Source organism: Euzebyales bacterium, assembly GCA_036374135.1.
Classification (GTDB): Bacteria; Actinomycetota; Nitriliruptoria; order Euzebyales; family JAHELV01; genus JAHELV01.
In genome coordinates this window covers 1-14,129 of sequence record DASUUK010000105.1, presented here as the reverse complement: position 1 = coordinate 14,129, position 14,129 = coordinate 1, and the positions used below count along the sequence as shown (strand labels likewise).

The 14,129-nt window shown below is 70.8% G+C and carries 12 protein-coding genes; 3 read left to right on the top strand and 9 right to left on the bottom strand.

Annotated elements, in window-relative coordinates; all coding sequences use genetic code 11:
* Positions 1–69 precede the first annotated feature (69 nt).
* A complete protein-coding gene (locus VFZ70_17070) occupies positions 70–1,698 on the top strand; it encodes an FAD-dependent oxidoreductase (protein ID HEX6257524.1) in 1,629 nt (542 codons plus the stop codon).
* A gap of 111 nt (positions 1,699–1,809) precedes the next feature.
* Here VFZ70_17070 and VFZ70_17065 read toward each other — a convergent pair whose 3' ends face one another.
* Complete coding sequence (locus tag VFZ70_17065) at positions 1,810–2,865, bottom strand: zinc-dependent alcohol dehydrogenase family protein (protein HEX6257523.1); 1,056 nt, start codon at positions 2,863–2,865, stop codon at positions 1,810–1,812.
* Between the two features lie 620 nt (positions 2,866–3,485).
* On the opposite strand from VFZ70_17065, the gene VFZ70_17060 reads away from it, so the two are divergent.
* Positions 3,486–3,989, top strand: a complete 504-nt coding sequence (locus tag VFZ70_17060; GenBank protein HEX6257522.1) for a nitroreductase family protein — start codon at positions 3,486–3,488, stop codon at positions 3,987–3,989.
* Between the two features lie 226 nt (positions 3,990–4,215).
* On the opposite strand, the gene fahA is transcribed toward VFZ70_17060, so the two are convergent.
* Genes fahA through hmgA form a run of 5 tightly spaced genes read right to left on the bottom strand, consistent with a single transcriptional unit; the run spans position 4,216 to position 10,189 of the window.
* Positions 4,216–5,406, bottom strand: coding sequence for a fumarylacetoacetase (fahA, locus tag VFZ70_17055; GenBank protein ID HEX6257521.1), 1,191 nt, complete (start codon positions 5,404–5,406; stop codon positions 4,216–4,218).
* A gap of 10 nt (positions 5,407–5,416) precedes the next feature.
* Positions 5,417–6,247: a hypothetical protein gene (locus VFZ70_17050; protein HEX6257520.1), complete on the bottom strand. Its 831-nt coding sequence runs from the start codon at positions 6,245–6,247 to the stop codon at positions 5,417–5,419.
* Positions 6,247–7,854 (bottom strand): FAD-dependent monooxygenase, encoded by a 1,608-nt coding sequence (locus VFZ70_17045; GenBank protein HEX6257519.1) that lies wholly within the window; start codon positions 7,852–7,854, stop codon positions 6,247–6,249. Before VFZ70_17045 ends, VFZ70_17050 begins: the two co-directional genes overlap by 1 nt.
* A 3-nt stretch (positions 7,855–7,857) precedes the next feature.
* Entirely contained in the window at positions 7,858–8,829 is a 972-nt protein-coding gene (locus VFZ70_17040; protein HEX6257518.1) for an MBL fold metallo-hydrolase, read from the bottom strand.
* Between the two features lie 7 nt (positions 8,830–8,836).
* Positions 8,837–10,189 carry a homogentisate 1,2-dioxygenase gene (hmgA, locus tag VFZ70_17035; protein ID HEX6257517.1) on the bottom strand — a complete coding sequence of 451 codons (1,353 nt, stop codon included), beginning with the start codon at positions 10,187–10,189 and terminating at the stop codon, positions 8,837–8,839.
* Positions 10,190–10,553: 364 nt separating this feature from the next.
* Between hmgA and VFZ70_17030 the strand changes: the two genes are divergently transcribed.
* Complete coding sequence (locus VFZ70_17030) at positions 10,554–11,360, top strand: cyclase family protein (GenBank protein HEX6257516.1); 807 nt, start codon at positions 10,554–10,556, stop codon at positions 11,358–11,360.
* 96 nt (positions 11,361–11,456) lie between these two features.
* Here VFZ70_17030 and VFZ70_17025 read toward each other — a convergent pair whose 3' ends face one another.
* From VFZ70_17025 to VFZ70_17015, 3 genes are all read right to left on the bottom strand, one after another.
* Complete coding sequence (locus VFZ70_17025; protein ID HEX6257515.1) at positions 11,457–12,068, bottom strand: DUF1269 domain-containing protein; 612 nt, start codon at positions 12,066–12,068, stop codon at positions 11,457–11,459.
* Positions 12,069–12,430: 362 nt separating this feature from the next.
* On the bottom strand, positions 12,431–13,648 hold the full coding sequence (locus VFZ70_17020; protein HEX6257514.1) for a DUF3179 domain-containing protein: 1,218 nt from the start codon (positions 13,646–13,648) through the stop codon (positions 12,431–12,433).
* Complete coding sequence (locus tag VFZ70_17015) at positions 13,645–13,869, bottom strand: hypothetical protein (GenBank protein ID HEX6257513.1); 225 nt, start codon at positions 13,867–13,869, stop codon at positions 13,645–13,647. Before VFZ70_17015 ends, VFZ70_17020 begins: the two co-directional genes overlap by 4 nt.
* Between the last annotated feature and the right edge of the window lie 260 nt (positions 13,870–14,129).

The window sequence follows — 14,129 nt, the reverse complement described above, 5'->3', positions numbered from 1 at the left end:
GCCATTCTGGCAAGCATAGTTGCACCGCCGACCGTCAGCGCGCAGAGTTGCCGAGGAGGTGATCGAACCATGACCGACGTGCCTGCGACCGAAGCGGTCTGCGACGAGATGTGCACCGTCGACGTGGCGGTCATCGGAGGCGGCACGGCCGGACTGAGCGGCGCCGTGACCCTCGCGCGATCCCGACGCAGCGTGCTGGTGATCGACGCCGAGCAGCCGCGCAACGCGACAGCCACCCACCTGCACAACTTCCTGACACGCGACGGCGCCGACCCGTCGCAGCTGCTGGCGATCGGCCGCGACGAGGTCCGCCGATTCGGCGGTCGGATCGTGATCGGCGCCGTGACGTCCGCGGCACGGCCCGGCGGGGACCGGTTCCGTTTGACGCTCGACGACGGGTCACTGGTGTCGGCGCGCCGGCTGCTGGTCGCGACGGGTCTGGTCGATGATCTGCCCCCGGTCCGCGGTCTGGCAGATCGGTGGGGTCGCGACGTGCTGTCGTGCCCCTACTGCCACGGCTGGGAGGTCCGCGACCAGACGATCGGCGTCCTGGCCACAACGCCGTCGGCGGACGCATCCGCCTTGTTGTGGCGTCAGCTGAGCGTCGATGTGGTGCTGTTCACCCACACCGCGCCGAGGCCCGACGATGCCGAGCGCGAGCGGCTGAACGCGCGCGGCGTGCGCATCGTCGACGGCCACGTCGCCGAGCTCGAGGTGCACGACGACCGGCTGACCGGCGTGCGGCTGGACGACGGACCGACGGTCGCATGCGACGTGCTCGCCGTCGCACCGACGTTCGCCGCCCGCGCGGACCTGCTCGTGGAGTTGGGACTGCCGACCGCCGACATGCAGATCGCTGACCATGTCATCGGGACGTTCGTGGCGGCGGACGACACGGGCGCGACGGACGTTCGTGGCGTGTGGGTTGCCGGCAACGTCGCCGACCCCCGTGCCACGCTGATCGGCTCGGCTGCCGCCGGCGTGAGGGCCGCCGCCGGAATCAACGCCGACCTGGTTGCCGAGGACACCGACCGGGCGCTGGACGGGCACCGCCTGCAGGCGCGCCACGCCGTCGTCGACGGTGACACCGCGGACAGCTACTGGGACAGGTTCCACGCCCAGCCGCACCCGCACTGGTCGGGCGGAGCGAACGCAACGCTGGTCCACGAGATGGCCGACGTGGCGCCCGGCACCGCGCTCGACCTCGGCTGCGGGGAGGGCGGAGATGCCATCTGGCTCGCACAGCGCGGCTGGAGGGTCACCGCGGTCGACATCTCGCGTGCCGTCCTCGACCGCGCGCGCGACCGGGCCGTCAGGGCCGACGTCGCCGAACGCATCACCTGGCTCCACCGCGACCTCGCGGACTGGCAGCCGACCGGGGCGTTCGACCTCGTGTCGATCCACTACCTGCACTCACCCGTCGACCTGCCGCGCAGCAGTATCCTGGGGACGGCGGCGGCCGCCGTCGCACCCGGCGGTGTCCTACTGATCGTCGGACACGTCGGTACACCGCCCGCGCACGCGCATCGCGGACCTGCCACCCGGTTCCCGACCCCCGACGAGGTCCTCGCCGACCTCGACGTTGACACTACGCACTGGCAGGTCGAGCGCGCAGCCATCATCCCCCGCGAGACCACGGACGACGCCGACCGCCCCCACGCCGGCACCGACGCCGTCGTCCGGATCCGTCGCACCTGACCCCCGCCGTGCTGCGGGCCTACGACGACAAGTACGACAGCGGTACGACGGCACGGGCGATGCACCGGATCCGGCTGATTGGATCCGGTGCATCGCGGACGGCGGCAGCCGTCAGCGCGCGAGTGCGACCTTCAACGCCTTCGTCTCGGCGGCGCGGCCGAACGTGTCGTAGGCGTCGATGATCTCGCCCAGTTGGAAGCGGTGCGTGACGAACTGCTCGGGGTGCAGCTTGCCCTGCGCGACCAGCTTGAGCAGCATCGCGGTCGTCGTGGCGCTGACCAGCCCTGTCGTGATCGACACGTCCTTGATCCACAGGTCCTGCAGCGCCAACTCTGCTGGTGCGCCGTGCACACCGACGTTGGCGACCGCGCCACCGGGACGGATGAGCTGCGTGCACATCTCGAAGGTGGCCGGCACGCCGACCGCCTCGATCGCCACGTCCACGCCCAGCCCGTCGGTCATCGCCATCACTGCGTCCCGCCATCCATCGCCCCCGCTGTCAACGCTGTCGGTGGCACCGAACGCCTCGGCGACCTCGCGTCGGTTGGCGTCCAGGTCAATGGCGACCACGCGCGACGCGCCGTACAACCCGACGGTCATGATCGCCGCAAGACCCACCGGTCCTGCGCCGACCACCGCGACGACGTCACCCGGCTTCACCCCACCGTTGCGGACACCGATCTCGAAACCCGTGGGCAGGATGTCCGACAGCATCAGCGCGGCCTCGTCGCCCACGCCGTCGGGCAGCTTGTACAGCGACGTGTCGGCGAAGGGCACCCGCACGTACTCGGCCTGCGTGCCGTCGATCAGGTGCCCGAGGATCCACCCGATCCCGGACGTGCCCTCGTCGGCGAGGCAGTGGGAGGGCAGCCGCTGCTGGCAGTAGGCGCACGACCCGCACGCATTGATGCACGAGATGATCACCCGGTCACCGACGGCCAGGCTGTTGACCGCCGACCCGACGTCGGTCACGGTGCCCACGCCCTCATGGCCGAGGACGCGGCCGTCCGTGACCGCCGGCACGTCGCCCTTGAGGATGTGCAGGTCGGTGCCGCAGATGGTCGTCGTGTCGACCTGCACGACTGCGTCGGTGGCCTGGGTGATCTGTGGGTCGGGGACCTCCTCCCAGGCCTTGCTGCCAGGTCCGTGGTAGACGAGCGCTCTCATACTTGATACTCCCGGTCGCTGAACTCGACCTCCTCATCCTGACCAACGAGTTGGCGGACCACAGGGACGAACGACCATGCCCACGACCCCGGTCGGCTCCCTACGGAGCGGGACCATGCGCACCATGGGCCGTATGCGGCTCTGCGAGCGCGCGCCGGGCTGAGCTCGACCTGCGGCGCGAGTGACGGGTCCACGTGGTGACGGATGCCGCCCTGCAGGGGTCCGCGACGCCCCTGATCCGGTGGAGGCGTGCGAGCTCATCGCCGAGCACGAGGCACCGTTCGTGGTCAACACCTCGGGCGAGACCCTGTACATCACCGGCACGCTGTGGAACGCGGTCGGGCGCCCCGACGGGGAGTGGTTGATCGACCAGGGTCAAGGTGGCGCGCCCGCCGCGCGTGAGGCCGAACGACGGGGCGGCTACACGATCTGGGGTCTGCATCCCTTCCTGAACCTGCGGCAACAGCCAGGGCGTCGACCTGGAGCCAGTCGTGAACCACGACTCGCTGATGCAACGCGTCATCGCCACCGTGGTCGTGCGGCAACCGATGACCGCGGATTCGTCATCCTTGGACCACGGTCATCGGGTGTTCCTCACGCCGGTGGGGAAGACTCGGCACATGGAGACGTGGGATGCGATCCGCGCACGGCGCAACGTCCGCGCGTACGACCATCGGCCGATCCGCGCCGCCGACCTCGACCGGGTGCTCGAGGCGGGACGGCGGGCGCCGTCGTCCCGTAATCGGCAGCGCTGGGACTTCGTGGTGTGTACGGACCGCGACCAGCTCCGGCAGCTCGCGGAGGTGTGGAGGGGCGCCGGACACGTTGCGGACTCGGCCGCGACCGTGGGGCTGGTCACGGACGCCTCGGGTGACTGGTCAGTCGCGTACGACCTCGGGCAGGCCACGATGTCGATGATGCTGGCCGCCGCCGACCTGGGCATCGGCAGCGGCCACGCTGCCGTCCACGACCAGGCGCTCGCACACCGCCTGCTGGGACTCCCCGACGATCGGCAGCTTGCGTGGCTGATCGCGTTCGGATACCCGGCCGGCCGCCCGTTGCGCCCCGTCGAGCAGCCCGATCGCAGGCCGTTCGACGACGTCGTCCACCGCGGCGGCTGGTAGCGACCGGGATCGATCGTCGACCGCTCGATCAACGGGTCCTGGTCACCCCAGAGCACGAGTACGGGCGAGCGCACAGGCGAAGGCCCGCAGAAACCGGGCGTTGTGCTCCACGCGCGGCGCGTTGACACGGAGCGTGCCGGTGTGACCGAAGATACTGCACCCGGGTCCGATCACCCTCACATCGACAGGTCCCGCGACGGGCAGCGAACATGCCGCCCGGGGGCGGTCAGGCGGCCGGCGCGATCGTGCCGGTCACAGCGGCCAGGTCGATCCGTCCGCCGCCGGAACCGGGCGCGGTGGCGCTGATCGCGACGGTGTCGCCGTCCTCGAGGAAGGTGCGCGTGGAGCCGTCAGCGAGCGTCAGGGGCTCGGTGCCGTTCCACGTGAGCTCGAGCAGCGAGCCGCGCTGATCGCGCTCTGGCCCGGACACGGTGCCGGATGCGTACAGGTCGCCCGTCCTCAGGCTGGCACCGTTGACGGTCATGTGCGCCAGTTGCTGTGCCGGCGTCCAGTACATCTGCGCGAACGGCGGTCGTGACACCACGTCGCCGTTCAGCCGGACCTCCAGCGTCAGATCGAGACCCCGGTCCTCGGCGCCACACAGGTAGTCCAGCACGGGCGGATCCTGCGACGGGGGCCGGACGCGTGCGGCGTCGAGCGCCGCCAGCGGCACGACCCACCGCGACACGCTGGTGGCGAACGACTTGCCCAGGTACGGACCCAGCGGCACGTACTCCCACGCCTGGATGTCCCGCGCGCTCCAGTCGTTGACCAGGACCACGCCGAACACGTGCTCGGCGAATGCGTCGACGCCGACGCGGGTCCCCAGTCGGCTGGGCGCACCAACGACGAAGCCGACCTCGGCCTCGATGTCGAGCCGCGTACTGGGCCCGAACGACGGCCGGTCAGCGCTCGGCGGCCGTGACTGGCCGCATGGCCGCACGATCGGCGTGCCGGACGCGACCACCGTGCCCGACCGTCCGTGGTACGCGACCGGCAGGTGACGCCAGTTCGGCTTGAGGGGCTCATCGTCGGGTCGGAACATGCGCCCGACGTTGCTCGCGTGGTGCAGCGAGGAGTAGTAATCGACGTAGTCGGCGACCGTGAACGGCAGCAGCATGGCCACGTCGTGGATGGGCGTCAGCAGTGGCTCGACCCGTCGCCGGTGGCGCTCGTCGGTCAGCAGATCGGTGACACGTCCCCGCACCTCGCCCCAGCGTCGCGGTCCCTGCGCCATGAACGGGTTGAGGGTCGCAGCGGCGAACGTCGGGTCGTCGAGCACAGCGGCGAGGTCGAGCACGTGGTCACCGATGCGCACGCCCGCGCGGGCCGGTCCGTCCGTCGGGGCGAAGACGCCGTACGGCAGGTTGTCGACGCCGAACCCGGAGTCGTCGGGCAGCGGCACCCACGTCGCCATGACGGTCCCTTCAGATCAGATCGAGTGCGGTGAGGTCGGCGACCGGGTCGGCGGTGCTGCACGAGCCGTACGCGACCAGGACGTCGCGCGTGGCCCGCGCGACGGGTTCGGTGACGGCGCGCGCTGCACCGACCAGCGAGCCGGCGTCGTCGATCGCGAGCACGCGGACGACGTCGGCGTCCGGCGCCCCCTGCACGGCACGGCTGACCGCCAGCAACAGGTTGAGGAACCCGTGGTGGTCGAAGCCGGTCAGCGGGTCACGATGGCGCACGGCGTGGTGCAGGCCGGCGGTCGCCTTGCAGGCCAGACCGGCGTCGACGGCCGCGACGACGAACGCCGCCAACTCCTCCTGCGTGGGGAACAGGTCGGCGCGCACCCCTCCGCACCGCACCTTGGCCCCGAGCCCGGCCGTCGCAACGGTCTGCAGTGCGTCGCGCCATCCCGGGGCGCGGGGCAGCTCGACGAACACCTGCGCGTCCACGGCGGCGAGTCGGGCGACCGCCGCCTGCACCTCGGCCGGACCGGCGCCGGGCGGCAGCGCGGCCTCGACGGTCTCCACGCGCACGCGGTCGTCGAACGCCACCTCGTCGAGGGCTGGTCGCAGCCCGTCGATGCCGGTGTCGCCGATGATGCCGACGCGGATCTCCTCGTCCTTCGCGAGGTGGGCCCGCAGTACGTCGAGCTGCGACGCGGGACACAGGAACCGGTGCGTCAGCACCGGATGCGCCGCTGCCACGTCATCGCGGTGGCGGTCCAGCGCGGCGGGCATCGGCAGCCGCGACGGCGGGAACAGCCCCGCGTCGTCCACCAAACTGGCATACAGGGCGGGTACTGACGACATCACGAGGCCGCCACCCGGTGCCCGCACGCACGCTCGACGGCCGCGACGATCGCGGCCCCGTCGCATGCCTCGACGACCGCGGCGATGTGACCGTCGGGGCGCACGACCAACGCCTCGCCCGCTGCGAGGTCGAGCACGTCGGCGAGCACCTTGCCGTGGTCGCCGGCCAGGTCGCCCAGCCGATGGCTGGTCACCGGGCATGCGACACCGGACACGTCGGGCCGCGCATCGTCAGCGTTGAGCAGCAGCACGAAGGCGTCGCCGAACAGCTCCCGCAGTCTGGTCACGCCGGGCTGCGCCGCCGGACGGCAGGGGGCGTCCGGGCACAGCACACCCGGCACGACCGGGCGCGCGACGGCCGCCTCGCGCGGAAAGTCGTCGGTTGGCCCCGCGGGGGTCGTCAGCGGCGAGTCGAGGTACCAGAACGGCTCGGCCAGCCTGCCCGAGTTCACCTGCGCACGCACGTCGGGGTCGTCGATCGCCTGCTCCAGCAGCGCGCGGCGACGGGCCCACTGCCGCTCGTCCTGCGGTGCCAGGAAGCGCATCGTCTCACCCGTCACGCGGATGTTCTCGACACCGGCCGCGTGGCGTTCGACGTCGTAGCTGTCGAGCAGGTCGTCACCGGCCCAGCCGCGCAGCGCGAATGCGAGCTTCCATGCCGCGTTGTCGGCGTCCTGGGCGCCGGAGTTGAGCCCGCGGGCGCCGAACGGTGACATCAGGTGGGCGGCGTCACCTGCGAGCAGCACGCGACCCACGCGGTAGGTCGGCACGATGCGTTGGTGGAAGCGGTACACCGACACCCAGTCGATGTCGTAGTCGGCGTCACCGGCGATCCTACGGATGCGCCGGTCCAGCTCACCGGATGACTGAGCGTGGTCGAGGTCGAAGTCGGCGGGGACCTGCCAGTCGATGCGCCACAGCGAGTGCGGCTGCGGATGGACGAGCACCTGTCGGCCAGGGTTCCACTCGGGGTCGAAGTAGAAGCGCCGTTCGGTCGGGAACGGCAGGTCGGCGCGGATGTCGGCGATCAGGAACTGCTCGGTGAACGAGTGGCCCTCGAAGGGCAGCCCGAGGAGCTTGCGGACGGCACTGTGGGCGCCGTCGCACCCCAGCAGGTATGCCCCGCCGACCGTCGCCGATCCCGCGCCACGGGCGACGTCGACCGACACGCCGGCGTCGTCCTGCGACAAACCGATGACCCGGGTATCGAACCGCACCTCGATCAGCGGCTCCGCGTCGACCTGCGCGAACAGCAGGTCCTCCAGCGTGCTCTGGCTGAGGTTGATGAACGGCGGGAACGCGCTCTGCCCGACCTGTGGGAACGTGATCTCGAACAACTGGTGGTCGCGGTAGAACGTGAGCCCGTGGTACCAGGTGACGCCCTCGTCGACGGCAGAACGGGCGACGCCGACCCGGTCGAGGATGTCGAGCACGTCGCGTTGGAAGCAGATCGCCTTCGACCCGATCGCCTCACGCGACGGCTTGACCTCCAGCAGCACGCTGGGCACGCCCCACCGCGCCAGGAGCAGCGCAGCGATCATGCCGACCGGCCCGGCACCGGCGATCACGACGCGATCGTCGGCTCCGTCCCGCTGGTGCGTGGTCATCGGTCAGCCCTGCAGCTGCGTCCAGACCTCGCGGTCGCGCTCAGCCGTCCAGATGCGCGGACGCTCGATGCCATCGAGCTCGTCCCACAGGCGCGCGACGTCGAAGGGCATGCAGTGCTCGAAGATGGGCCAGTGCCCGTACGCGTCGTGGAGCGCAGCGTGCGCGGCGTCGAACGCCTCCTTCAACGTGCCGCCCCGGGCGTGCACGGTGCCGACCTCACGTTGCAGGACGTCGAGGAACTGCCGGGTCTGATCGATCGCGGCGTCGACGGCGCCGGCGCCGTGCGCCACCTCCCCGCGACCGCCGACCAGAGTGGTCGCGCCGTAGCCGGCGACGCGCTCGAGCGTGCCCGTCGACCACTCGCGGTGGTAGGCGTCACCGGTGTACAGAGCGGCCCTGGACTCCACGAGGTCGCCGGCGAACAGGATCCGGTGGTCGGGCAGCCACGCGATGATGTCGCCCTCGGTGTGGCCGTGCCCGCAGTAGGCGAGCTCGAGATCCCCTCTGCCCTCACCGAGGTCGATCACGAGCTCGTCGGAGAACACGAGGCCGGGCCACGTCAGCCCCGGGATCGTGTCCGCTCCCTCGAACAGCCGGGGCATCCGCCCGGCTTCGGACTCCCAGTCCTGCATGCCCCGTTCGGCGATCAGCGCGCGGGTGTTGCGGTGCGCGATGATCGCGTCGGCGTCGAAGGCGGCCGCGCCCAGGGTGCGCACCGCGTGGTAGTGCGACAGCACCAGGTAGCGGACCGGCTTGTCGGTGTGCTCGCGCAGCTGCCGCAGCCACTTGTCGGCCATGTGCGGCGTGGCGCGCGCCTCGAAGCACACGAGGAAGTCGGCGCCCTCGATGGCGCCGACCGTCGGGTCTCCTCCCGCCGTCAGTGCGTAGACACCGTCGGCGAGGATCTCCAGCGCCTCGTCGGTCGCGTCGGTGTCGGCGGACGAGGCGAACGGCTTCGGTCCTGTCGTGGTCACGGTCGGCTCACCCTCGCGCATCCGGTCCGGTGAAGTGACGCTCCATTTGGTGCCACACCGTGGGATAGTCGTCCTGCAGGGCGGGGATCGACCCGGCGTAGGCGGTCGGGATCAACGGATAACGCGTCTCGAACATGAACGACAGCGTGTCGGCCAGCTTCTGCGGCTGCTGGTCACCCGAGGTCGCCTTCAGCCAGGCACCGTGGTCCGGGCCGTGCGGAAAGTACATGTTGTGCAGGCTCATCCCCCCCGGCGAGAACCCCTCCTCCTTGGCGTCGTACACGCCGTGCACGATGCCCATGAACTCCGACATGATGTTCTTGTGGTAGTAGGGCGGCCGGAACGTGTGCTCCCCCACCAGCCACCGGTCTGTGAACACCACGAAGTCGACGTTGGCGATGCCCGGGTCGGGCGATGGCGCGGTCAGCACCGTGAAGATCGAGGGGTCAGGATGGTCGAAGCTGATCGACCCGATCACGTTGAAGGTCGCCAGGTCGTACTTGTACGGCAGGTGGTTGCCGTGCCAGCCCACGACGTCCAGCGGTGAGTGGTCGGTCTCGACCACGAACAGGCGACCGTCGAACTTGACGTACAGCTCCCCGGACGCGTCGGTGTCCTCGTACGCGGCGGTCGGGTACAGGAAGTCGCGGGGGTTCGCCAGTCCGTTGGCGCCGATCGGACCGCGCTCGGGCAGTTCGAAGTAGGTGCCGTAGTTCTCGCAGACGTAGCCGCGGGCCATGTCGTCGACGAGTTCGACGCGGAACACCATGCCGCGCGGCATCACGGCGATCTCGCCGGGCGCGACGACGAGCACGCCGCACTCGGTCACGAAGCGCACCCGGCCGTCCTGCGGCACCACCAGGAGCTCGCCGTCGGCGTCGTAGACGTAGGTGTCGGTCATCGACTCCGAGGCCATGTACACGTGGGCGGCCATGCCGACCTGGGTGTGGGTGTCGCCGTTGGTGGCGACCGTGTGCAGACCCGTCAGGAACGTCGTCGGGTGGTCCGGGAACGGCGGTGGGTCCCACCGCAGCTGTCCGATCGGCGGGTCGGCCTCACGGTTGGGACCCGTCCGGATCATGTGGTTGTCGGTCTCGGTGAACCGCCACGCGTGACGTACCGACGGCCGGATCCTGTACAGCCACGTCCTGCGGTTGCGCGCGTTGCCGACCGTGAAGGCGGTGCCCGACAACTGCTCGGTGTACAGGCCAAGTGGCGGCTGCTGCGGGTTGTTCTGTCCGTGCGGCAGCGCCCCCGGCTCAGCCTCCGACGCGTGCTCGTTGCCGAACCCCGACAGGTAGTCAGGCTGACGGAGGGGTCGCCGCGCGGACGGCTCTGCTCTCGATGTGTCAACGGCCATGCCAGCGCTCCTCGACCCTCTCGCCAGCGCCCGCGGTCGGTGCGTCATTCGGCCCGCATCGAGCGTCCGCGGCCGCGTCGGTGCCACCCCCGCCACCCTGCACGGTCGCTCCGCAGTCGTCAACGACGGGCGCCCATCGCGGCACGTGCACCCCCGTCGAGCCGCAACCGACCCACGCGCGTCTTTGTGGATGGTGGGCCAGGAACTATGGTGAACTTGACCAACCGACGGAGGGCTCATGTGTGTTTCTGGCACGACCCATCACGGTCACGGTGCTGATCTGACGATCGGCGACACGACGTCGTCGCCCGCTCCTTCACGCCACGACCCGAACGGTTCGGCCGACGGGGCGACGTCGGCACGTATGGACCGACGCGGGTTCCTGCGGTCGGGGGCGATGGCGACGGCCGCCGGAGCGATGCTGGCGTCGATGGGTGCGGCAGCCCCCGCTGCTGCGCGTCCACCCGCCGGGCGCGGGCGACCGGACCGCGTGGTCGATCTCACCTACCGTCTGGTGAAGGACTTCCCAAGCTTCTACGGGACCCAGCCGGTGATCTCCGACGTCGTCACCGACGACTTCGACACGACCGGGTTCTACTCCAAGTCGTGGACCTTCCCGGAGCACATCGGCACCCACATGGACGCTCCGGGCCACTTTGCCAGGAACGCGCGGCTGGTCGACGAACTGACCGCCGAGGAGCTGCTCGCGCCGCTGGTCGTCGTCGACATCCGCAGCAAAGCCCAGGAGGACCCGAACGCCATGGTCGAGCCGGAGGACCTGGTGGCCTGGGAGCGCCGTCATGGCCGGATCCCCGACGGGGCGTTGGTTGCGATGGACTCCGGTTGGGAGGACCGGTACGGCGATCCCGATGCCTTCCTGGGCGGTTCCGGCTTTCCCGATCTGAACTTCCCAGGCTTCTCCATCGACGCCACCGAGTGGCTGGTCGCGCACCGTGACCCGGTCGGCATCGGCGTCGACACGCCGAGCCTGGATCCCGGCAACTCGACGACGTTCGCGGTCCACTTCGGGTTCCTGGCGACCGATCGCTATGGCATCGAGAACCTCGCCAACCTCTCCAACGCCCCGGTCCGCAACGGCACCGTGTTCGTCGGCGCGGTTCCGTGGGAGGACGGCTCCGGCGGTCCCTGCCGGGTCGTCGTCACACGCTGACCACCGCTCGACGATCGCACGCGACGGCGGCCCACGGTTGTCGGGCGGCCCACGGTTGTCGCGCGGGTCACGTCGCCGGACCTGCCGCCCGGGCCGTCAGCGGGCGCCCCAGGGGTCGGTGGCGAGGCGGCCGCGGATCTCGTCGGCGAGGCGGTCGTCGGCGGTGGTGACCAGCAGGCGGCCCGGGAAGCGTGACGCCTCGTGCAGCGCGCGCACCTGGTGGCACTCCTCGACCAGCAGGAACAGCGCGGCCTCGCCGTCGGCGAGGCCGTCCCCCATCGCCCGCATCTCGTCGTCGTCGATGCCGATGTCATGCAGCTTCGCGAACAACCCGCCGAGAGCGGCACCGATCGCCGCACCGATCAACGGCTGCATGACGAACAGTCCGGCGAGCGTGCCCAACCACGTGCCGGCCATCGCACCCTGACCTGTGTTGACGTCCTTGGTCTGGGTGATCCGCACACGGCCCCGGACCTTCGTGACGATCGCGGCATCCTCCAGCTTCAGATGCCCCCGGCCCACCATGCGCATCGCGGCCAGCAGGGCCTCCTGCGCGCGCAGGGGCCCGTCGAGCACGAACACCCACAGGTCGGAGTCACTGTCGCCGCGGGCCCGGTCGGCGGTCAGCACACCGTCGAGTGCGGCCTGTTCCTCGACGGTCAGGATTGCCCGGTCCACGTTCTCGGATCCCACGGACTGCTGGTCCACCACGCCTCACCTCGCCACTTTGCCGCGTGCCCATACGCTACCGGGCGGACAGCGTGCGCACGTGGTCCGGCGGCGACCAGTGATGACGCCGTCCCGGGCGGCCGGCTACGGAGTCGTCGATCCGCGTGACGACGCGCGCCGATCCGCCCGATGTCGGTCGGCCGAGGCGATGGCCGCGCGGCTCCAGGCGGCGACGGCTGGCCGCCGGACGCGCCGGCCGGGAGTGCCACCGCCTCCCGGTGGATGTGGACTTCGACAGCGCACGATGTCGTCGCGAGCGGACGACGACATGCGTCTCGGGATGGTGCAGCCGACGACGCGTCGGCGTGGTAGTCCGCCGCGCCGGCCAGCTCCAAGGTCGCTCATCCCCGCGCCGCCACCCGCGTCTCGGGTCGGAACGCGAACTGCACGAACCAGAACGTGTCGTCGTGGGCGACGCGCGCGAGCATCGTGCCCTCGAGCGGTCCACTGATCGCCTGTCCGGTCACCGACCAGGTGCTGCCGGTCTCGACGTCGCTGAACCGTCGATCGCCTGCAGGCTCGAGCGTGATCCTTCGCCCGTCGGCGACCGGACGGAACACCCCGGCCGCCCCAACGTCCGCGCTCTCGGAGATGTCGGCCTCGTCCAGCGCCGACGCCGTACCCGGCGCCCACAGCACCACGACCGGTTCGTCGTCGACGGTCGCCTCGATGACGCGCTCGTCGGTGACGATCTCCCAGGGGAACGCGACCGGATCCGCTTCGCCTCCAGTCGTCACGACGCGGGCCATCGGCGGCAGCGGTCCGCCGGTCGGACCGTCGAACAGGAACGGTGACTCCGCGGACTCGTACCCGACGTACGGATTGTCGCCGTACGGGCGGCGGTGGCCGGTGTCCCGCGACAGGACCTCGGCGTCCGGGCGCCGGGCCGCGAGCTCCGAGAACGACACGATCTGCATCGGCACGCGCTCGAGGGTCGTGCCGAGGCGCTCCCCCACGATCGCCTCGCCCGTGAACTGCGACCACAGGCTGCGGGTCGCGCGGTCGTACATGACCAGGTTCGAGTTGTACAGGCGACCCGACGTCCCGAAGTCGAGCACCTCACCATCGACGGTGCGCTCGAACACCAGACCCGAGTTGCACAACGGGCAGTAGGTCACGACGAGCGGCTCGCCGCCCACGACGTCGTTGACGATCTCGTGGAACGTCATGATCGCCAGCGGGTACGCACGCGTCTCGGCACCGGACGTGACCATGAGCACCGGATCACGCTCGGACAACCACTCACCGGCGGCGTCGACGTCCTCGAACACCGGGTTGTCGATCGGCGGGATGCCGTCGGGCGGCGGGCCGCCGCGGCGCATGTCCGACAGTGGCACCGACGCCGCGACCTCCTCACCGGCGGCGGCGCGGTCCCACGGCCAGTCGGGCGGTCCTGCATCCGTGCGCGGAGAAGCTGCCGAGCTGACCCCGTCGCCCGGGGCGGGGCCGGACGTCGACCCGTCGCTGTCCCCGGCGGCCGGCGTCGCACCGGTGCACGCCGCAGCGAGCACGGCGAACACGACGAGCATGGCGATCGAGGAACGTCGGCGGGGAGTCACGTCTGCCGGTCCTTCTCGAGGCCGAGGTCATTCGTGCCCGGGCGGCGTCCGGTCGCGACCAGCAACTGGTCGCCGACGACGGTCCGGGCCTGTGCCATCTCGCCGCCCACGAGCTCACGCTCGACCAGCGCGACCGACAACCCGTGTCCTGCCACCGTTCCCGCCACGTTCTCACCGGTCGAACCGCCACGGATCACGACGACGCCGTAACGGTCCGTCATCTCGGTCACATCCCTAACGCTCGGCGCCCGCCCGTCGGTGGCTGCAACAAGCGACGGGGTGCGGTTCTCCCGCCTACGTCACCTCGGTGACCATCTGCTCCGGACGCCTACCGTGCCTCGAACAGGCGCTCCGCCGGTGCGGTCCCGCGCCGCGTGGGCGACGATCACGGGCGCGGAGGGACATCCGTCACGCGGCGGCAAGTGCCGGCACCGCCGCGGGCAGCGGGCCGAGCCGCTCCAGGAACCTCGCTTCGGCGTTG

Coding starts and splice junctions, on each gene's coding strand:
- VFZ70_17065 (HEX6257523.1), bottom strand. CDS start 2,865: ATGAGAGCGCTCGTCTACCACGGACCTGGCAGCAAGGCCTGGGAGGAG.
- VFZ70_17070 (HEX6257524.1), top strand. CDS start 70: ATGACCGACGTGCCTGCGACCGAAGCGGTCTGCGACGAGATGTGCACC.
- VFZ70_17045 (HEX6257519.1), bottom strand. CDS start 7,854: ATGACCACGCACCAGCGGGACGGAGCCGACGATCGCGTCGTGATCGCC.
- VFZ70_17030 (HEX6257516.1), top strand. CDS start 10,554: ATGGACCGACGCGGGTTCCTGCGGTCGGGGGCGATGGCGACGGCCGCC.
- fahA (HEX6257521.1), bottom strand. CDS start 5,406: ATGGCGACGTGGGTGCCGCTGCCCGACGACTCCGGGTTCGGCGTCGAC.
- hmgA (HEX6257517.1), bottom strand. CDS start 10,189: ATGGCCGTTGACACATCGAGAGCAGAGCCGTCCGCGCGGCGACCCCTC.
- VFZ70_17015 (HEX6257513.1), bottom strand. CDS start 13,869: ATGACGGACCGTTACGGCGTCGTCGTGATCCGTGGCGGTTCGACCGGT.
- VFZ70_17050 (HEX6257520.1), bottom strand. CDS start 6,247: ATGTCGTCAGTACCCGCCCTGTATGCCAGTTTGGTGGACGACGCGGGG.
- VFZ70_17060 (HEX6257522.1), top strand. CDS start 3,486: ATGGAGACGTGGGATGCGATCCGCGCACGGCGCAACGTCCGCGCGTAC.